At 66.4% G+C, this 19,644-nt stretch carries 19 protein-coding genes; 10 read left to right on the forward strand and 9 right to left on the reverse strand.

Annotated elements, in window-relative coordinates:
* Both L6Q96_05005 and L6Q96_05010 read left to right on the forward strand, forming a co-directional pair.
* A partial coding sequence (locus L6Q96_05005; GenBank protein MCK6553929.1) for a hypothetical protein occupies nt 1-210 on the forward strand: 210 nt, incomplete at its 5' end.
* Nucleotides 211-244: 34 nt separating this feature from the next.
* Complete coding sequence (locus tag L6Q96_05010) at nt 245-805, forward strand: RHS repeat-associated core domain-containing protein (protein ID MCK6553930.1); 561 nt, start codon at nt 245-247, stop codon at nt 803-805.
* A gap of 239 nt (nt 806-1,044) precedes the next feature.
* Here the strand turns inward: L6Q96_05010 and L6Q96_05015 are convergent, their stop codons facing one another.
* From L6Q96_05015 to L6Q96_05025, 3 genes are read right to left on the reverse strand one after another with little or no spacing between them, the layout of a single operon-like run.
* Nucleotides 1,045-1,293, reverse strand: a complete 249-nt coding sequence (locus L6Q96_05015) for a type II toxin-antitoxin system HicA family toxin (GenBank protein ID MCK6553931.1) — start codon at nt 1,291-1,293, stop codon at nt 1,045-1,047.
* Nucleotides 1,293-1,526, reverse strand: a complete 234-nt coding sequence (locus L6Q96_05020; GenBank protein MCK6553932.1) for a type II toxin-antitoxin system HicB family antitoxin — start codon at nt 1,524-1,526, stop codon at nt 1,293-1,295. The genes L6Q96_05015 and L6Q96_05020 overlap by 1 nt, the downstream gene beginning before the upstream one ends.
* Nucleotides 1,523-1,897: a helix-turn-helix domain-containing protein gene (locus L6Q96_05025; protein ID MCK6553933.1), complete on the reverse strand. Its 375-nt coding sequence runs from the start codon at nt 1,895-1,897 to the stop codon at nt 1,523-1,525. Before L6Q96_05025 ends, L6Q96_05020 begins: the two co-directional genes overlap by 4 nt.
* A 131-nt stretch (nt 1,898-2,028) precedes the next feature.
* On the opposite strand from L6Q96_05025, the gene L6Q96_05030 reads away from it, so the two are divergent.
* Together L6Q96_05030 and L6Q96_05035 are read left to right on the forward strand one after the other, a co-directional pair.
* Entirely contained in the window at nt 2,029-2,868 is an 840-nt protein-coding gene (locus L6Q96_05030; protein ID MCK6553934.1) for a CHC2 zinc finger domain-containing protein, read from the forward strand.
* A gap of 502 nt (nt 2,869-3,370) precedes the next feature.
* Nucleotides 3,371-4,258: an ROK family protein gene (locus L6Q96_05035; protein ID MCK6553935.1), complete on the forward strand. Its 888-nt coding sequence runs from the start codon at nt 3,371-3,373 to the stop codon at nt 4,256-4,258.
* On the opposite strand, the gene L6Q96_05040 is transcribed toward L6Q96_05035, so the two are convergent.
* From L6Q96_05040 to L6Q96_05065, 6 genes are all read right to left on the reverse strand, one after another.
* A complete protein-coding gene (locus L6Q96_05040; GenBank protein MCK6553936.1) occupies nt 4,210-4,824 on the reverse strand; it encodes a tRNA (guanosine(46)-N7)-methyltransferase TrmB in 615 nt (204 codons plus the stop codon). The two genes, L6Q96_05035 and L6Q96_05040, sit on opposite strands and share 49 nt — an antisense overlap.
* The gene (locus tag L6Q96_05045) at nt 4,821-5,558 is read right to left on the reverse strand and encodes an SDR family oxidoreductase (protein ID MCK6553937.1); all 738 of its coding nucleotides are present in this window, start codon (nt 5,556-5,558) and stop codon (nt 4,821-4,823) included. Before L6Q96_05045 ends, L6Q96_05040 begins: the two co-directional genes overlap by 4 nt.
* Entirely contained in the window at nt 5,555-6,292 is a 738-nt protein-coding gene (locus L6Q96_05050; GenBank protein MCK6553938.1) for an SDR family oxidoreductase, read from the reverse strand. Before L6Q96_05050 ends, L6Q96_05045 begins: the two co-directional genes overlap by 4 nt.
* 97 nt (nt 6,293-6,389) lie before the next feature.
* The gene (locus L6Q96_05055) at nt 6,390-7,085 is read right to left on the reverse strand and encodes a hypothetical protein (protein MCK6553939.1); all 696 of its coding nucleotides are present in this window, start codon (nt 7,083-7,085) and stop codon (nt 6,390-6,392) included.
* A 40-nt stretch (nt 7,086-7,125) separates the two neighbouring features.
* Nucleotides 7,126-8,361, reverse strand: a complete 1,236-nt coding sequence (locus L6Q96_05060) for an acetyl-CoA acetyltransferase (protein MCK6553940.1) — start codon at nt 8,359-8,361, stop codon at nt 7,126-7,128.
* Between the two features lie 81 nt (nt 8,362-8,442).
* Nucleotides 8,443-9,750 carry a 3-hydroxyacyl-CoA dehydrogenase family protein gene (locus tag L6Q96_05065; protein ID MCK6553941.1) on the reverse strand — a complete coding sequence of 436 codons (1,308 nt, stop codon included), beginning with the start codon at nt 9,748-9,750 and terminating at the stop codon, nt 8,443-8,445.
* Nucleotides 9,751-9,894: 144 nt separating this feature from the next.
* On the opposite strand from L6Q96_05065, the gene L6Q96_05070 reads away from it, so the two are divergent.
* The 6 genes from L6Q96_05070 (at nt 9,895) to L6Q96_05095 (ending at nt 19,514) form a co-directional block, all read left to right on the forward strand.
* Nucleotides 9,895-11,859, forward strand: coding sequence for a protein meaA (locus tag L6Q96_05070; GenBank protein MCK6553942.1), 1,965 nt, complete (start codon nt 9,895-9,897; stop codon nt 11,857-11,859).
* Nucleotides 11,860-11,912: 53 nt separating this feature from the next.
* A complete protein-coding gene (locus L6Q96_05075; GenBank protein MCK6553943.1) occupies nt 11,913-12,962 on the forward strand; it encodes a CoA ester lyase in 1,050 nt (349 codons plus the stop codon).
* Between the two features lie 13 nt (nt 12,963-12,975).
* Nucleotides 12,976-13,818 carry a fumarylacetoacetate hydrolase family protein gene (locus L6Q96_05080; GenBank protein MCK6553944.1) on the forward strand — a complete coding sequence of 281 codons (843 nt, stop codon included), beginning with the start codon at nt 12,976-12,978 and terminating at the stop codon, nt 13,816-13,818.
* Nucleotides 13,819-14,220: 402 nt separating this feature from the next.
* Nucleotides 14,221-15,720 carry a VWA domain-containing protein gene (locus L6Q96_05085; protein MCK6553945.1) on the forward strand — a complete coding sequence of 500 codons (1,500 nt, stop codon included), beginning with the start codon at nt 14,221-14,223 and terminating at the stop codon, nt 15,718-15,720.
* Between the two features lie 427 nt (nt 15,721-16,147).
* Nucleotides 16,148-18,193 carry a hypothetical protein gene (locus L6Q96_05090; GenBank protein ID MCK6553946.1) on the forward strand — a complete coding sequence of 682 codons (2,046 nt, stop codon included), beginning with the start codon at nt 16,148-16,150 and terminating at the stop codon, nt 18,191-18,193.
* A gap of 43 nt (nt 18,194-18,236) precedes the next feature.
* Nucleotides 18,237-19,514 (forward strand): glycosyltransferase family 9 protein, encoded by a 1,278-nt coding sequence (locus L6Q96_05095; GenBank protein MCK6553947.1) that lies wholly within the window; start codon nt 18,237-18,239, stop codon nt 19,512-19,514.
* The last annotated feature ends 130 nt before the right edge of the window (nt 19,515-19,644 follow it).

The following is a 19,644-nucleotide window of genomic DNA, read 5'->3' on the forward strand; positions in this document are numbered from 1 at the left end:
CCATCCCCGTGGGCGACACTTGCGCTCTCCATGGTGTTCGAAGGGGGAAGTATTGCTATTAGCGTTCGAGCGCTGCGAGCGTCCCGCAGCGTCTGGAAGGTGGCGTTTGCCGCACAAGCCATTGGTGCGAGTGTCGTGCTGATAGATGGCCTTGGGCGTCTGCTGTTACAGGTGAGTCTGATCGGTCTTCTCGTTGAAGGGAGGCCGTGAGCGGGTCTATCTCCCGTATCGGACTTCAAGACAGGTGAATGCGGCCGACCGGAGGATCGCCCAACGTATCGACTTTGATGAGTTTGGGAACGTCATGAACGACACCCTCCTCGGTTTCCAACCATTCGGCTTCGCCGGCGGGCTCTACGATCCCGACACGGGGCTCGTGCGCTTCGGGGCGCGGGACTACGACCCGCAGACCGGGCGGTGGACGGCCAAGGACCCGATTGGGTTCGATGGGGGCGATTCGAATCTTTACGGATACGTCTTGAGTGATCCGGTGAACAGGACCGACCCAGGCGGACGGGATGCGACATTGGGTGGAACGCTAGGTGCCATCGCGCTGAGCGCGGTCGTAGCTGACATCGGGCTGAACATCCAACTCATCGAGGGTCGGTACGGGAGGACCACGGTTCATATTCCGCCGCCGAGCACATTCGAACGTGGCCTGCCTTTGCCGTTCTTTTTCGGTGCGGATTTTGTGCTGCGAGGGGTCCGCCTACCGCTGCTTGGCATCGTCGGTATCCCAGAATCGTTCTACATCACCGCAGACCCTGTTCTGAGATACCTGCTGGCGCAGGGCTACATTTCTTGAGGTGCTGACAGAAGCACAGAAGACCACCCGAGGATGGACAGGTGCGGCAAGAAGCCAAGTTCTGGACGTGGTTCCTGCTCCTCCTTTTTGTCGTGATTCCGCTTCTGGTGGTCTTGATCGCTCCACGTCTAGGACGAAGGAGCGGGTACCTCCTTGACTTGCTTCTCAAGTCGTCTCCCACTGTCGACGCGACTCCGGGAAACGACGCATCGAATTGAGATCTGCTTTTGTGTGCCCGGTTACCCGACCAAGCCGAGCCGCTGCAAATCGTTGTCGGTCCAGCGGGCTTGGACTTCGATCATGCTCTTGAGCGTGCCAGGCGGGAAGGTGTCGGCCAGGCGGTGGGCGGAGACGGTGACGCGGCGGCCGTCGGCGTGGCGGTAGAGGCGATGGCTGCCGCGTGTGCGCGCCGGCGTGAAGCCATCCTTTTCGAGTGCCGCAATGATCTGGCGGGCAGTGAGCGAGCGGAGCTTGGAGTAATCGGGCATCAGAGCGTGACCGCCACCACCGGCTCATCGGTCACGGTCACGCCGACGGGCAGCGCCTCGCCCGCTTCGAGGAGGTCCTCCAGCACCATTTCCAGGACCTCATGCATGTTCTGGATCGCTTCCTGGCGCGTCTGACCCCAGGTCGCGGCACCTTTGGCTTCGAGCGCCGGCACATAGGCGCGCCAGGCGTCGGCGTCGGGCTCGACCTTCACCGCGAAGACGTAGGATTTCATGAGGTGCCTCCAGTGGCCTGGTGCGCCACCATCGCCTCGACCACGTCGATGATCTTCTGCTGCTGATGGCGCGGCAGCCGTGAGACGGCCTCGAGCACCTGGCGCGCGCGGCCGACTGGACCACTGCCGCGCTTTTTGGGCTCGTTGCGTCCGACCAGATAGTCCGCCGTCACTCCCAGCACATCGGCCAGCGCAGAGAGCTGATCGGCGCGCAGGGCCACGGGCGCGCGCTCCCAATGCGCGATGACGCGCTGCACGGTGCCGAGCTTGTCGGCGAGCTGCTGCTGCGTGAGGCCGGCTTGCAGCCGGGCCGCAGCGAGTCGCTCACCAAACGGAGATCGTTTCGTCTTCGCGGGACGTCCTCCAGGCATGAGTGGATCATAGCCTGGGATTTCCGAGATATACCTCAGCGCTTGCATAATAAGTTATATTATGTATAACTTACTCGCGAGTCAAATTCCCCCATCTCGCTCTTGACAGGGGGTGGAGAAACGGAGGTTGGATGGCACGCATCCCGGAAGCGGAGCTGGAACGCCTGAAACAAGAGATCGCCGTGGAGCGACTCGCCGCCGCACGCGGAGTGGAGCTCGAGCCGCACGGCGGCAATCTCATCGGGCTCTGTCCGTTCCACGATGACCATGAACCGAGTCTGGTGATCACCCCGGCGAAGAATCTGTGGCACTGCCTGGGTGCCTGTCAGATGGGCGGTAGCGTCATCGATTGGGTCATGAAGGCGGAAGGCGTCAGTTTCCGTCACGCGGTGGAGTTGCTGCGCAGCGACTCCCCTTCTTTAGCTGCTCCTGCTTCTCCGAAGGCGGTCAAGCGCGCGACGGTGCCCGTCTGGTCGGCGCTAGCGGACGCGGAGACGAGCGACGCGGAGCTGCTGCGCCAGGTGGTGCGCTTCTACCACGAGACGCTGAAAAAGAGTCCCGAGGCGCTGGCCTACCTGGACAGCCGCGGCCTGCGATCGGCCGAGATGATCGGCCACTTTCAGCTCGGCTTTGCTAATCGCACCTTGGGCTACCGGCTGCCGTTCAAGACCCACCTCGCCGGCGCGTGGCTGCGCCGTCGCCTCCAGGCGCTCGGCATTCTGCGCGACAGCGGCCACGAGCATTTCAGCGGTTCGCTGGTGATCCCGATCATCGACACTCACGGCAGCGTCACCGAGCTCTACGGGCGCAAGATCACCCCGAAGCTGCGTCCCGGCACGCCGCGGCATCTCTATTTGCCTGGCCCACACGAAGGCGTACGGGGCGTGTCCCCGGCCCATCGCTATCAAGGGCCCTGCCGCCAGGTCCGCGTGCGCTCGTTGACTGCCTGTCGAAATGCGCGCAGCATATAGTGCATTATGACAGGGTAGCGACCGCACGCGGGGGGCGGCATCGTGCGCGACGCGGGTCTGACCGAGGAAGCGGTCGAGAGCCTCCTGGGATGGAGGAGCATCGGAAGGATCTCGATCCGACGGACCGCAGCAAGGGGTCGTCCTCGATTCCGACCCTGACCCCGACCCAGATCGGGCCAAGCCCAACCCTGCGTTTCAGGCGCGGCGCCGCCGAGCCGGCCTCTCCTCCGTACTCGTACTCGTTCACGTACTCGTGCACGGCCACTTCCTCGTAAACGTCCAACCGTTCGTAGTCCAACTGCATCGCCGCGTGCCGTCAGTCCGTGTACGAGTACGTGTACCGCTTCGCTGAGTACGTGTACGGAGGGGAGCGTCGTAGTTCGGGGGACGGCGCGCCAATGCGGACAATTCGGCGAGAAGGGATGGGGGGCGGCGTTCGATTTCCGGGGCGCCACGGGGTCCGCTTGGCACGGCGCGGCCGAGACGGCTAGGGTACGCGGGCATGAGCGAGCGGCGGCGCATTGGCATCGACCTCGGGGGCACCAAGATCGAGGGGGTAGTGCTGGACGCGGACCTGCGGGTGGCAGTCAGGGAACGCATCGCCACCGAGAGTAGCCGGGGATACGGCAACATCGTCGAGCGCGTGGTCATGTTGGCCACGCACCTGCGCACGCATGCACCGGAGGTCGATATCATCGGCATTGGCACGCCGGGCGCGGTGTCGAGCCGTACCGGCCGCATGAAGAACTGCAACACCACGTGTCTCAACGGGGAACCTCTGCGGGAAGACATCGAGGCGCGATTAGGCCTGCCGGTGCGCCTCGAGAACGACGCCAACTGCTTCACCCTGGCGGAAAGCCTGGGCGGCGCCGGCCGGGGAGGGCGGGTCGTGTTCGGTGTGATCATGGGCACCGGGGTCGGTGGCGGTATGGTCTTCGGCGGAGAGGTATGGTCAGGCCCGCAACACCTGGCCGGAGAGTGGGGGCACCATTGCCTCGATCCGGCGGGTCCGCAGTGTTACTGCGGGCAACGCGGTTGCGTCGAAAGCCTGATTTCGGGTCCCGCGGTCGAACGCCAGTACCGGGCACGGAATGGCAGCGCGGCGCCGTTACCGGAGATCCTCGAACGAGCCCGGGCCGGCGAGTCCGCGGCGTCGGAAACCGTAGAGCGCTTTCTCGCTCATTTCGGTCGCGCCCTGGCCAATGTCATCGACATCGTCGATCCGGAGATCGTCGTCCTCGGCGGGGGACTGTCGAACATCGACGAACTGTACACGCGCGGGCGCGAGGCCGTGACGCGGTGCGTGTTCAACGACGAATTGCGCACCCCCATCGTGCGCAATCAGCTCGGCGACTCGGCCGGCGTCATCGGCGCCGCGCTGCTGGTGTAGGGCGCGTTGCCGGCGGTCCGGTTTGCGAAGGCCGCCTCGTAAATCTTCGCGCCCCGGGCCAGGCCCTTGCGCTCGAATATCGTCACGCCCGGGCGCGGCGACGAGCGCTGCGGTGCGAGCGCGAACGCGGGGACGGCGGCCAGCGTCGCGTGGACGACTTCGATCACCATGGGCACGTCGGTGGCGACGTACAGGGTGCCGTCGGGTTCGAGCGTCCGCGCCAGGTCGTGAGCGAGCGCCGGGGTGAAGAGACGGCGTCGATGATGGCGCCGTTTCCACCAGGGATCGGGAAAATACACGTGGTAGGCGCGCACCGAGGCGGCCGGCACCAGGTGGGCGACAATACAGGTGGCATCGCCATGGATGGCGCGGGCATTGTGCAGACCGCCGTCCGCGATCGCACATTGCAGGTCGCCGGCACGCCGCCGCGCATTCTCGATGCCGAAGTAATTCGTGGCCCGGTTGGCCGCCGCCGCCGGCAGCAGGAACGTGCCGGTGCCCGCCCCGATCTCGATCTCTACCGGATGGGCGTTTCCGAAGACGGCCTGCCAGAGCGCATGACTCATGTCGAGACGATGGACCGTCCGCCATCGACGGGCAGCACGACGCCGGTGATGTAGTCGTTGGCGACCAGGGCTACGACCGCATCGGCGACATTGTCGGCGCGCCCCTGGCGGCGCAACAACGTGCGGTCGATCTCGCGTTGCCGGTGAGCGGGATCGAAATCGTCCGGCAGCAGGACCGGGCCCGGTGCGATAGCGTTGACGCGCACACCTGGAGCGAGCGCCTTGGCGAGGCCGAGCGTGAGCGCGACGACGCCGGCCTTGGCGACGGAGTAGGGGAGGTAGTCCGCCCACGGCCGCTGCGCGGCGACGTCCGCGATGGTCACGATGGCCCCGCCGGCGTGCCGCCGCATGTGCAAGCCGAAGCGGTGGGCACAGAGGAAGGCCGTGCGCAGGTTGCCGTCGAGTATGGCGTCCCAGTCGGCTTCCGTAAGCGCTTCGATCGGCGTGCGCAGGAACACGCCGGCGTTGGCGACGAGAACGTCGACCCGGCCGTAGGCCGCGACGGTCTCGTTCAGCAACCGGTCGACGTCGGCGGCCGAGGACATGTCTCCGGGCACGGCCAGGGCGCGTACGCCGGTCGCCTGCGCCGCCGCGACGGTGGCGGCGGCGCCGCCGGCACTGCTGCGGTAATTGACGACGACGTCGCAGCCGGCGCGAGCCAGCGCCAGCACGATCGACGCCCCGAGGCGATGCGCGCCGCCGGTGACCACGGCGACTTGTCCGCGGCGCATCATTGGCGTCCTCCAGATCCCTCCGGATCCGCCAGCGGCTCCAGCACGATCTCGGTCGGGCATGCGCGAGTCGGACTGGCAACGGCCGCCACGATTGCCGCCGCCACGTCATCCGGTTGCAGGAACTTCCCGCGATCCACGCGCCGGTTGGGGGGGACGAACGCCGTGTCGACGTAGCCGGGCATGACGGCGATCACCTTGACGCCGTGGTCTCGCACCTCGGCGTACAGGGCACGGCTGAAGGCCAGCAGTCCCGCTTTCGCGGCCGCATAGACCGCTTCGCCCGCACGGGGACGAAGGGCGGCCGTCGAGCCGACGTTGACGATGCAGCCGCGGTGGCGAGCGAGCATGTCGGGCAGCACGGTCCGGCAGAGGCGCAGCGGAGCTTCGAGGCAGACGGCCAAAGTGCGGGTCCAGTCCGATGGGCTCATGCGGGCGTGCGGACGGCGCCCCGATGCGCTGCCGGCGTTGTTGATCAGGATCGAGATCGGCCCGAGCGCGGTGGCCTGTTCGGCCACGCGATCGAGTTGCTCTGCGTCAGCGAGGTCGGCGGTCAGTGCGAGGGCACGCACGCCGTGCCGCCCTACCGCGGCGGCTGTGGCTTCGACCTCGGAAGCGGTGCGAGCCACGACGACGACGTCGCAACCGGCGGCGGCGAGAGCCACGGCAGTGGCGCGGCCGATGCCGCGGCCACCGCCGGTGACGAGGGCCACGTGCGACGCAAGACTGCCGGCCATGAAGTCAACCTTGACCGATCGAAAGCCGACTTTTCCCCTGCCTGGGCGCCGCCGCGCCGAGGTTGGTTTCGTCTGGCCTGCGAACGACGTCGATCACTCAATCGTAGTCCGGCTGCGGTGTGCTGCCGGGCATGGGTATCGGCACCACTTCCGACGGCGCCCCGACTTTCGGTGGCGCGGGCATGAAGACCCCTGCCGGACCGGCGGTATCGGGCACCGCCGGACGATCGACCTGCGTGGGATCGACCTCGTCGGGGTTTTCGACCCCTGGCACTTCGACCTCGCCGCCGTCGGCTTCGTCCGCCTGTGCGAGATCGCCTTCTGCGCCGCCGGTATCGTCAGGTTCGTATTCCGGAAGCGGCCGGATTGCCCGCATGACTTCGGCCAGCGGCCCCAGGTCCGGCACCGGCTCGGCGACAAGAGAGAAGTCGGATTCGTCGCGGTCGTCGATCTGCATTTCCGCCGCGGCGTCGCGTTGGGCTCCGGCGTAAAACCCCGGTGGAAGTTGCGTCCGCACCGAGCCGACGGTGATGTCCTTGATCGCGCCGCTGCGTACCGTTCCGGTCACGGAACCGCCGACCGAACCGACGCTGCCCGACTCGACGCTGAGACCGCGTACCGGACCGCCGTCGCCGAACACGGGTCCGCTGTCGCGCTTGATGCCACGGCTGATCTCGGAGACCGGTCCCGACCCTTCACCCACGGGCCGACTGGCCACCTGAGCCATCGCCGGCGCGACGACGAAAGCCGCAGCAACGGCAAGCAAGCACGGGAGAGGATTACGGCGATTCACGGTACTCCTCACTCCAGGCCCCCAGGCCCCCAAGACCCCATCAACCCTCGTACCCAACCACAAACACGCAACTGGTTGTGCCGCTGCCGCCGATGTTGAGGCAGGCGAAGCGGCGGGCGCCGTCGACCTGATAATCTCCCGCCTGCCCGGTGACCTGCTTGTAGGCATCGAGCACCTGGCGCGTGCCGGTGGCGCCGACCGGGTGGCCGCACCCGATCAGGCCGCCGCTCGGATTGATGGGCATCTTGCCGCCTATTTCTATCACTCCCTCTTCGACCGCGCGCCACGACTCCCCGGGCCTGGTGAGGCCGAAGTGGTCGATCGCCATGTACTCCGAGGTCGTGAAGCAGTCATGCGTCTCGATGCCCTGCACACCCCAGACGTCCCGGACGCCGGCGCGGCGGAACGCGTCGACGATGGCCTGCCGCGTATGCGGCAACACGTACGGGTTGTCCTTGCTCTCCGCCACCTTCGTGCTGAACTCGATCGGGGCGGTGCGATGGCCCCAGCCGAGTAACCTCGGAAGCCGGTCCAGTTTGATGGAGCGCTTCCTGGCGTAGGCGGCGGCCGCCTTTTCGGAGGCGAGGAAGAGGCTGGCGGCTCCGTCAGTAACCTGGGAGCAGTCGGAGATCTTGATGCGCCCGCCGATGACGGTGTTGAACTTGTCGGTCGACATGGCGTGGTCTTCGGTCATGTACCAGCTTCGCGTTTGCGCCAGCGGGTTGCGCTTGGCGTTCGAGTAATTGACCGCGGAGATGCGCGCCAGGTGTTCGTCCTTGAGACCGAAGCGCTTGTCGTACTCGTCGCCGAGTTTGCCGAAGAGCTTGGGAAAGGGGAACTCGACACCCTTGGCCTCGCGTTCGTACCACGCGGCCGTACCCAGGAAGTCGCCGCCGCGGGCGGGGTCGACCGTCTTCATCTGTTCGACGCCGACAACCATGGCGAGGTCGTAGCGCCCGGCTTCGATCTCCGCGCTGGCGGCGAGGATGGCGATGCTGCCCGAGGCGCAGGCGGCTTCGTGACGAGCGGTGGGCAGGCCGGAGAGGGCCGGGTCGGTGTCGACCAGAAAGGCGCCCAGATGACCTTGCATGGCGTACAACTCGGCGGCGAAGTTGCCGACGTGGCCGGTCTCGATTTCCCTGGCCTCGATGCCGGTTGCGGCGAGCCCGCCTTCGACGGCCTCGCGCATCATGGCCACGATGTGTTTGTTCTCTTTGTTCCAGTTGCGCCCGAAATCGGTCTGGTATCCGCCGAGTACGTAGATGGGGGTTGCCATATCGTCTCCCTTCGCGGGCTGGTTGCTGCCGTCAGGCTACCATCGGGACATTTGCCGCCGCAACGCGGGGCCGGCGGCGATCTAGGCCGAGAAGAAACGACCGACGTTGACGAACTTCTCGCGGAACATCGGTTCGCCGGGTTTCGCGGCAGCGAGCACTTTGGGCAGCGGCAGACCGTACTTCTCGATCGCCTTACGGATCTCCGCGACGCCGACGATATCGACCAGCACGGTGGGCGGGGCCCAGTTGAAGCCGAAACCCATGATCAGATCGACGTCGCGCGGCTGGCGAACCACCTCGTCGTCGCCGACGCGGTTGAGGGCGTAGCTGACGTACCCGAAGACGACCCGCCGTGCGAGGTCGGCCTCGGCACCGGACGCCGTCGCAAACACCCGCATGGCTTCGCGGTAACGACCGACGCGGTGCAGGGCGCGGATTTCCTCGACGAAGGGTATCGGTTGCACCGGGTGCGCCCTGGACTCGACGTAGTGGCCGGTCGCAGGATCGAGCGCGAACAGGGTCGTCTGCTTGCCGTCTTTGACGCGCCTGAAGAAGCCGCCCTTGGCGGGGGTCTTGTTGCCGAGATGCCCCTGCCCGATCAGGTTGTCCATGAACTTCGGCATCTTGAACTGGGCGTGCGCTTCGTCGCGGGTGTTGGCGTACACGTTGTCGACGATGGCCTTGTGCACGTCCCAACCGACCAGGTCGATGGTGGCCAGGGGTGGCATGGCACGGCCGGTATAGGGTCCGATCAGGTAATCGACAAAGGCGGGACCGTGGGTTTCGGCGAGGGCGGCGACCTCGTTGAGGACTTTGAAGCCGACCCGATTGCCGGCGAATGCCGGTCTGTCGTCGCAGACGATAGCGACCCGGCCGAAGCGCTCTTCGAGCAGTCTCACGCTGGCCGCCACGAGGGCCGGATCGGTGCCCGTGTGCGGGATCACCTCGGTGCCGACGATGACGTGCGGCGGGTTGAAGAGGTGCATGCCGAGAAAGTTGCGCTTGAACGTTTCGGACCGGCCTTCGGCCATCGCGGCGATGGAGAGACCCGAGGAGACGGTGGCGACGATCGATTCCGGCCGGCGCACCTTGTCGACGCGCTCGAAGAAAGTCTTCTTGAGGGCGAGGTCTTCCGCCAGGGCCTCGAAGATGAGATCGGCCTCGGCGCACACACGTTCGAGGTCGGCATCGTAAGAGCCGACGGAGATGCGGTCCGCGACGCGGGCGGACTTGGCCATGTTCTGCGCGGTGGCGACGCCCTCGGCGGCCTTGTCGGCGGAGCGCGCGAGAAACACGACTTCGCACCCGCCGGCAGCGAAGACCTCGCCACTGCCCGCACCCATCGTGCCGTTGGCACCCAGTACCACCACCTTCTTGATATCGATCATTGTTGTTGTCGCGCTCCCGCGTGGTAATCGGCGCCGGTCCGGCCCGGCGCGGCCCTCCCTGATGTCATGTTTTCTATGGTGCATCAAGGGTACTTGGGCCGCCCACCATTGCCTCCGGCGGCGGTCGGGGGGTATTGTGCGCCCATGTCAAAGTCACAAGAGCCCTGGTTGATGCGGACCTATGCGGGCCACACCGACCCGCAGGCGGCGAACAAGTTATTCCGGACGAATCTGGCCAAGGGTCAGACCGGATTGAGCGTGGCTTTCGACCTGCCGACGCAGACGGGTTACGACTCCGACGACCCGATGGCCGCTGGGGAGGTTGGCAAGGTGGGTGTGCCCATTTGCCATATCGCCGACATGGAGCAGCTCTTCGCCGAGATCCCGCTCGGGAAGATGAACACCTCGATGACGATCAATGCCACGGCCCCCTGGCTGCTGGCACTTTACGTCGCCACCGCGGAACGCCAGGGCGCCAACTTGCGGGATCTGCGCGGAACGACCCAGAACGATGTTCTCAAGGAGTTTCTGGCTCGCGGCACGTACATCTTCCCGCCCGAGGACTCGTTGCGTCTGACCGCGGACACCATTCAGTACACGGTCGAGCACATCCCGAAGTGGAACCCGGTGAACATCTGCAGCTATCACCTGCAGGAAGCCGGAGCGACGCCGGTGCAGGAGGTCGCCTTCGCGCTGGCCAACGCCTTCGCCGTGCTCGATCGGGTCAGCGAGCGGCCGGGGATCTCGATGCCGAACGTCGTCGGTGCGATTTCGTTCTTCGTCAATGCGGGCATCCGCTTTGTCGAAGAGCTCTGCAAGATGAAGGCGTTCACGCGCCTGTGGGATCGCCTGGTGCAGGAGAGGTACGGCATCGAGGATCCGGTCAAGCGGCGCCTGCGCTATGGGGTGCAGGTCAACTCGCTCGGATTGACGGCGCAGCAGCCCGAGAACAACGTGCAGCGCATCGTTCTGGAATTGCTGGCGGTCACGCTGTCGAAAGAGGCCCGGGCCCGGTCGGTACAGTTGCCGGCATGGAACGAAGCTCTTGGTTTGCCGCGGCCCTGGGATCAGCAGTGGTCGTTGCGTATCCAGCAGGTGCTGGCGTTCGAGACCGACCTGCTCGAATACGAGCGGGATATCTTCGCGGGGTCGGCGGTCATCGAGGAGAAGGTCGGGGAAATCATGGACGGGGCCGTCGCCGAGCTCGAACGCATTCGGAAGATCGGGGACGCGGCAGAGGCGATCGAGATCATGAAACGCTCCCTGGTCGCGAGTCACGCCGAGCGCCAGCGCAAGATCGAAACCGGCGAGCTGACGGTGGTCGGCGTCAACAAGTTCACCGAACACGAGACCTCGCTGCTCATGACCGGCGAGGACAGTATCCTCGTCGTCGATCCCGAAGCCGAACGGCAGCAGATCGAGCGCTTGCGGACGTTCCGTTCCGGGCGCAACGCCGCGCAGGTCGAAGCGGCGTTGACTGCGCTCGCGGACGCCGCGAAGAGCGGAGCAAATATCCTGCCGGCGTCGCTGCGCGCCGCGCACGCCGGCGTCACCACGGGGGAGTGGTCGGCGACGCTGCGCAAGGCGTTCGGCGAATACCGCGCCCCGACGGGCTTACAGGGCGCTACCTTCGTAGGTCAGGGGGAGGCGATCGACAAGATACGGGCGCGCGCCGCGGCCGTGGCCAGGGCCCTCGGCCACCCGATCCGGCTGCTGGTGGCGAAACCCGGCCTCGACGGGCACTCCAACGGCGCCGAGCAGGTGGCGGTGCGCGGCAAGGAGGCGGGCCTCGAAGTCATCTACGACGGCATTCGACTGACGCCCGAGCAGATCGCCGCTTCCGCCGCTGACGAGGACGTCGATGCGGTCGGCCTGTCGATTCATTCCGGGTCGCACATGACCCTGATTCCGAAGGTCCTGGAGTTGCTGCGGGCCAAGGGCGTTACGGACGTACCGGTGGTCGTTGGGGGCATCATCCCGCCGGCGGACCATGCGGCGCTGAAGGCGCAGGGGGTGGCCCGCATCTACACCCCCGGCGAGGCGACCCTCACCGAAATCATCGGAGACATGGTGGAACTGGTGGCCGAGACGCGCGCGCGGGCGGCCTGAGGGCCGCCGCTTCGCCGTTAGCCGGTTCGGTTCGATCGAAGTGGAGGAGAAGCATGCGTAATCCGAGGCAGTTCTTTCACCCGCTCGCCATTGGTGCGCCCGAGCCCATGCCGGAAATCCCGGTCAAGCCGTCGCGCATGATCCATTTCTTCGATCCCAGCAACCCGAAGATGGCGGCGAAGATACCGGAGCTTGGGAGGAAGGCGGACATCCTGCTCGGCAACCTCGAAGACGCGATCGCGGCCGACAAGAAGATCGATGCGCGCGAAGGCCTGGTGAAGATCGGCCGCGACGTCGACTTCGGCAACACGCCGCTGTGGACCCGGATCAACAGCCTCGACAGTCCATGGGTTCTCGACGATCTGGTGCGCCTCGTGGGCGAGATCGGCAACCGGATCGAAGTCGTCATGGTTCCCAAGGTCGAGGGTCCGTGGGACATCCACTACATCGACCGCCTGCTCGCGCAGCTCGAAGCCAAGCACAGCATTGGACGTCCCATCCTGGTGCACGCGATTCTGGAGACCGCGCTGGGAGTAACCAACGTCGAGGAGATCTGCGCTGCCAGCCCGCGCATGCAGGGGGTGAGCTTCGGACCGGCCGATCTCGCCGCCTCACGGCGCATGAAGACCACTCGTGTCGGCGGCGGCCACCCGGCCTATCTCGTGCGCAGCGACCCGGACCGCGCCAAACCGGAAGCGCCGCGCCCGACCGCGCAACAGGACCCGTGGCACTACTCGATCGCCCGCATGGTCGACGCCTGTACGGCCAGCGGGGCGCTGCCGTTTTACGGACCCTTCGGCGACATAGCCGACGGTCTCGGCTGCGAGGATCAGTTCCGGGCCGCGTTCCTGCTCGGCTGCGTCGGCGCATGGTCGCTGCACCCGAGCCAGATCGATATCGCCAGGAAGGTGTTCAGCCCGCCGGTCGAGGAAGTCGCCTTCGCTCGCAAGGTGCTCGAAGCGATGCCGGACGGCCGTGGAGTCATGATGCTCGACGGCAAGATGCAGGACGACGCCACCTGGAAGCAGTGCAAGGTCATGGTCAACCTCGCCCGGATGCTGGCGGAGAAGGACGCCGACCTGGCAGCGGCCTACGGCTTCTAGACGGAAGGGAAGTATGCGATTTGCCAACGTGAAGGGCAGGGCGAGCGTTCTCGCCGGCGACCGCGTGGTCGACGTCGAGCGGGCATCCGGGGGGCGCTTCGGTGCCGACCCGATGCACGCGGTCAGCCAATGGGACGCTTTCCGGTCGTGGGCGGAGCACGTCGCCGTTACCGGCGATACGCCGGTGCTGGACGAGACCGATCTGGGTCCGCCCGTACCGCGACCATCGAAGGTTTTCGGCATCGGGATGAACTACCGCGAGCACGCCCGCGAGGCAGGGCTCGACATTCCGTCGTCGCCGGTGGTGTTTACGAAGTTCCCGAGTTGCCTCAGCGGGGCGCGCGCCGACGTGCCGCTATCGTCGGGTTTCGTCGACTGGGAGGTCGAGTTGGTCGTGGTCATCGGCCGCGGCGGGCGGCGCATCGCGGCGGGAGCCGCCCTGTCGCACGTTGCCGGCTACTGCATCGGGCAGGACATTTCCGACCGCAAGGTGCAGTTCACCGATCGGCCGCCGCAGTTCTCGATGGGCAAGTCTTTTGACGGTTACGGTCCGCTGGGGCCGGCGCTGGTATCCATCGACGCCTTTGCCAACCCGGACGACCTCGCCATCGCGTGCGACATCTCCGGCGAGTTGGTACAGTCGGCAAGCACCAGCGACATGATCTTCCCGGTCGCCGAGCTGATCGCCTTCTTGTCCGGCGTGTGCAAGCTCGAACCGGGCGATCTCATCTTCACGGGCACGCCGGCGGGGGTGGGGTCGACGCGCGACCCGCGCCGCTACCTGAAAGCGGGCGACGTCATCGAGAGCCGGATAGAGGGAATCGGCCGGCTCGTGAACCGCTGTACGGCGGGTTAGTCTCGCCGCCGATCTAGGAATTCCGCGACGCGCGCCCCGCGCGATGAAAACGGATGGGGAGGGCGAGGCTCCCGCCGAGCCGTCGCCAGAGCGTCGCGGCTCGGCCGGAGCCTCGCCCTCCCGAAGGCATGGGTGGTCAGGTCATGGGTTGCGGGGCCGCACCCGCGATGAAGCGGCGTGACATGGGGACACCGGGCGAGCGACTGGCAGCCCGGGACCGTCCGCCAGCCGGCGTGACGTGAGAAGGGCAATTAATGCGGGCGGCGCGCTTGGCAACGCGGCGACAAACAGGTACGAGCGCACGCCATGCGATGCCGGAGCCGCGCGGTCTCAGTTCTCCTGTTCGTGCTCGTTTCTGCGCTGCGATCGAGCTCGGGCGCGGCTGGGGAGCCGCAACCCGGGATGTACGTCATCTTCGATGCGTCCGGCTCGATGCAGGCGAAGCTTGCCGACCGCACGACCCGCATCGATACGGCAAAACGGGTGCTGGCCGGGCTTCGGGAGCAGGACTTCGCAGGCTACGACGTGGCGCTGCGCGTGTACGGGAGCCGCCGTAAGGAAGATTGCTCCGACTCGGAGCTGCTGGTCCCGTTCGGTGACGCTGAGCAGACGCTGCCGCGGATCAAGGACGCGGTTGCGAAGCTGACGCCGCTCGGACGCACGCCGATCGCGTTCAGCTTGCAGCAGGCATTGAAGGACTTCGGCGAGCGGCGCGGCGAGATTGTCCTGATTACCGACGGGATCGAGTCCTGCGACGCGGACCCGTGCGCGCTGATGCGCGAGTGGCGCGGGAAAAACGTGGACATCCGCGTACACGTCGTCGGCTTCGGCGTTTCCGGCAAAGAGCGCGAGGCGTTGAAGTGTATCGCCGACGAAAGCGGCGCCGAGTACCGCGACGCCCGGACCGGAGCGGAGTTAAAAGGTGGCCTGGAGGGGATCCGGAAGCAGGCCGCGAAGCCGGCCCTCTGGCTGCACGGGGTGGACCGGGCCGGGAACCAAGTCGCCATCGCCGGCACGCTCGCGTCCGCAGACGGGAAGACGAAGCCGATCGAGGTGTCGAGCGCCAGCGCCGTGTACGTTGCCCCCGGACGGTACACGCTCCTGGCAGGCGTGCGCACGGCAAACGGCAACCTCTACCGGCCGGTCGATCGGGCCGTCGACGTGAAAGAGCACGGTGCCACCGTCGTGCGGGTGGAAGTCGAGCTGCCGCCGCGAGTGAAGGTGCGCTTCGATCAACCCGACAACCGCCGCGTGACGGCGAGTATACAGGCGCTTCGGCAGGGCAGGGAGGCGTTCAAGTTCCGCTCCATCGACGAGGTTTTCGTCGACGAAGGAGAGTACGAATTCCGCTCCCGGCCCGAAGCCGACAACGATCTTTCGGTGCGCGAATCGTTCGCGGCCGGAGATCGCAAGGAAGTGGTGTTCGCCATGCGGCGCACGGTGCTGGTGAGGATCAAGGTGATCGCTTCCGGTTCGGGGGCGCATCTGCGCGACAATGTCGAACTCTGGCAGGACGGCAAGAAGCGCTACATGGTGCACATGACCAACGGCGCTTGGGTCGTCCCGGGGACCTATACGCTGCGCTTCGGCGCGCCGCTGACCGAGTACGAACAGCCGGGCTTGGTCATCGCGGAGAAGCCGCAACAAGACATCGAAATCGAGGTTCCGGTCGGGTTCGTCACCGTGGTCTACCAGAAGGCGGACGGATCGCGGGACGGGGATAAGCGCAGTTTCATCGGCCGGTCCGGAACGAACGAACGCCATTTTCGCCAATCCGGGGAAAAGCATCCCGTCCGGCCCGGCCGCTATCGGGCGATCGGTTGGGGCGGAGCCTACGACGAGGTGACGTTCGAGATCGCCGCCGGCGAAGAGAAGGAGATCGTGCTGCGCGCCAGACCATGATCGGCGGCGATGGAATGCTCTGCGGCGGCGCTGCCGCTGCGCAAGAACTCGGCATCTATGATCGATCGGCTGAAATCGAGAGGGAATGTCGGGCCGACCTCCGGCTGCGACCGCGACTGGGGACAATGATCTGCCGGCGGATCGTTTTCCGCGCCTCGCGCCGCGGAACGCTCAGGTCGGTCGGACGAACCTGGAATTGCAGCTCGCCTGCAGGCTGTTCGCATCGTTTCTTCGTCCGTGAAATCGACACCTTGACGAGCCGTTTGTGCGTCTCGTATACAACGGGCGACGCGAGTCCCGCGGCCCGTGGGGAAAAGCTTCGGAGTGGCCTGCAAAGGGGAGTATCTGACGGGAAACTCGCCCTCCAGGGTGGGCCGCATGGCGACACCCGGGGCCCGCGACGTAAACCCATGGTCGGGCGGCTGGAATGCATCGAGCACTGTATCTGGTATTGGCGGTACTCTGCTTCGCCCTGCAAGGCGTGAGCGCGGCGCGCCTCCTTCTTCCGCACCAGATTGCGGACGACGACACCGGCGAGGCGGTACGGTTGGCGCGGACCTGCCTGCTAGGCGGCGAGTGCCCCGCCCAGGGTACGCACACCTCGATGCTGGGGTTGCGCCACGGGGCGTCATGGATCCGCCTGATCGGTTACGGATTTGCCAGCGGTTGGGGGCTGAGCGCGGTTCAGCGCATTGTCCTGGGGTTGCTGCTGGGGGCGGGATTGGTCCTGGCGGCCGTCGTCTGGCGGTTCGTCTCGCCGCGCGCGGCAGTGCTTGCGCTCTTGCTGAGTTTGCAGCCGACGATCGGCACGGCCGATTTCGTCAAGCTCGCGAACTCGAATCTGCTGCCGTTGCCGCTGGCGCTCTATTATGCCAGCGTCGCCATTACGGCGGCGTACGCCAGCCTCGTGGCGGGAGTGTTCGGTGCCCTCTGCGTGAGCGCCGCCATGAGCTTCAATCTCACCTGTGGGCTGATGGTCCCGTTTCACCTCGCGCTTGTCGGGCTGTCGGCGCGACGGCCCTACGTCGCCGTTGCTACCGTGGGTCTGGTGTTGCTGGTTGCCCCCGCCCTGGAATCCGCCGACGCAGCGCGACTGATAGCTGGCCTGCTCGTCGGCACGCCACCGGTCATCGTCGCCGTCGCGCTGGTCATCGTCGCCGTCGCGCTCGCCGTCCGTCCGCTGAGAGGGCGCCTCGCCGCGCTCCCGCTGCGCTTGCGGAGGTGGCGCGCGCGCTTCGCGGGGCTGCCGGTGCGCCTGCGTGTGCGCCTGACGATGAAGGCCGCCATCGTCTACGTCAGCCTTGCCCTGTGGACAGGCAGCCTCGTCCTGGGTTCGGTTCCTGGTCACTATCTCGCTCCGCTGGTCGTCCCGCTCGTGTTCCTCGCCGTCGACGCGACGGAGTCCATGTCGTCACGCGCGGTCATCGCGCTGGCGGCTGTCGGTCTGGTTGCCCTCCTAGCGCTACCGTTCGCACCGCTGGCGTTCATCCTGCTGAATGGCTTCATCCTGGCATGGTCCGCCGGCGTCGTTGCGATGAGCGTAGTCCGGGCGATCCGGTGGCGAACGCTCCCCCTCCTCGGACGCGACCGATTGGCACCGACTCCCGCCCTGCCGTACGTCCTGGTGGCGGCCGTACTCGTCGGAAGCGTTCCCGATGCGATTCTCTTTCCGAGAGATCGGCAGTCGTGGCCGGTGTCCGCGGCGGAACGGCTCGCGACCGGTCTGTATGCGTCGGGATACACGTTTGTGGAGCTGGCCGTGGCGGTACAGCGGCATTCGCCAGGTACGGTCGAACTGATGACGGCCATGCTCGATCCGCAACTGTCGCGGCCACCGCAGTTCGTGTCCGATCCGGGATGGTCGCTGCTGCCGCTCATCGTCGACCAGGCGATCGTCGCGCGCACGGGGGGCGTCGTGTTCGCGACCCCGATCACTGCGTCGCGGACCGCTATTGCTGTCCGCCTGCCGTCCTATCTCGACCGCACGCGTCTGCGTACCTGCGTCCTCGCCGACTGCGGCGACGAGGCGACCGGTGATGCATGTGTCGAGCGAGACCCGCGGCGGCCGCTGAGCCATCTGCCGCCGTTCTTTACCGCGGCGCGGGTGGATGCCGGCGGGGCGGGAGCGGCATCCAGCCCCGCCCACGCGGACGGGCGGTACTGCGTCACCTTCTCGTTGCCGGTGCGCACCCCCGGTGAAGGAGTTCCTCACCTGATCCACGTGTCCGAGCAGTGGTTTCAGACGACGGAAATCGTTCGAGTGACGGGTGTCGCATTCGAGGGCGAGTTGCCGGGCCCCGAAATCCGCCTCCTCGACGACCGCGAGGCGGTCGGCACGCTAGAGGTGCAGGTCACGAGTGAGGGCTTTGGTCCAGGTGCGGATTGGCTCTCGGATCCCCCGCTCGTCGAAGTGGATACCGCCAACGAGCACCTCCTGAAACCGTTCCGCACGGGACGGACCAGCCGCTTGTGACGCCATCCGCACGTACTCGCCGCAGACCGAAGAGGGCGTAGCCGTGTCACCCGCAACCATGCGCCGGCTCGATTACTGGGTCGGCGTACCGACTTGCTTCCTTCTGACGATCGCCGACCGCCTGCGACGGCTGTTCGGTCGGAGCGGCGAACGTTCCACGGCGCCCCCGAGGCGCATCTTGTTCGTGCAACTGGCCGAGATGGGCACCATGGTGGTCGCGATTCCAGCTCTGCGGAAGGCACAGGAGCTGTTCCCGGCCGCCGAGCTGCATCTGCTTTGCTTCACCGCCATCCGGTCGAGCGCGCAGCTCATCGGCGTCTTCGATCCAAAGAACATCGTGACGATCGACAGCAGCACGCTGCCGTCCGTCCTTCGCACCACCCTGCGGTTTCTCGTCCGGGCCCGCCGCGAACCGTTCGACACCGTCGTCAACCTCGAGACCTTCGTTCGCCTCAGCACCGCCCTGGGGTATCTGATCGGTGCGGGCACGCGGGTGGGATTCCACCGCTTCAACCTGGAAGGGGTCTACACCGGCGATCTGCTCACCCACCGCGTCCTGTACAACTCCCATGTGCACGCCGGGCACACGCTGCTCGATCTCGTTTACGCGCTCGTCACGCCGGACGGGCAGGTGCCGCACGTGAAACGCTCGATTGCCGGCGAGCGGTTGACGATCCCCACGATGGCGCTCGATCCCGCGGTGACGCGGACCGTCTGGCGGACGTTGCAGCAGGCGAGCACGGCGATCGACCCCTCCTCCACCATTGTGGTTCTAAACCCGAACGGCAGTGAGCGCTTCCCGATGCGGAAACTGCCGCTCGACTCCTATGCAACGCTCGCCGAGCGGCTGGTCAAGGATCCGTCGGTGGTGGTCGTCGTCACCGGTGTCGCCAGCGAACGCGCCGACGCACAGCACATCTGCGCGCGCGCGAACTCGGCACGGGTGATCGACCTGACAGGTCGGACGACGCTGCGCGAGTTGCTGCACCTGTTCGCCATCGCCCGCGCGGTGATCACCAACGACTCCGGCCCGGCCCATTTCGCCTGCCTCACGCACACCCATGTCGTCGTATTCTTCGGCCCGGAGGAGCCCAACCGCTACCGCCCGCTGACCGAGCGCTGCGACGTCGTCTCCAACGGGTTTTCGTGCAGTCCGTGTGTCGGTCCGCACAATCAGCGCCTGACGCCGTGCAATAACAACCTATGCATGCAGAGCATCGATATCGAACAGGTGGCAGCGCTGGTGCGCGAGCGCCTCGCAGCACCGCGGGCGCGGGGTGCGGCACCGGTACTTGACGGGCCCGTTGTGCGCTCCGTATAGAGACCCTGGCCGCGATATTCGCACGAACGGTCGAAGGGTTGGAACATCGGGGAACGGGTAATATGTCGCGCAAGTTCGGTGGGCCCTCTATGCGGGTGACCCGCGACCCTTCGACGGCCTGGATGCGCAC

The organism is Candidatus Binatia bacterium (assembly GCA_023150935.1).
Lineage (GTDB): Bacteria > Desulfobacterota > Binatia > HRBIN30 > HRBIN30 > JAKLJW01.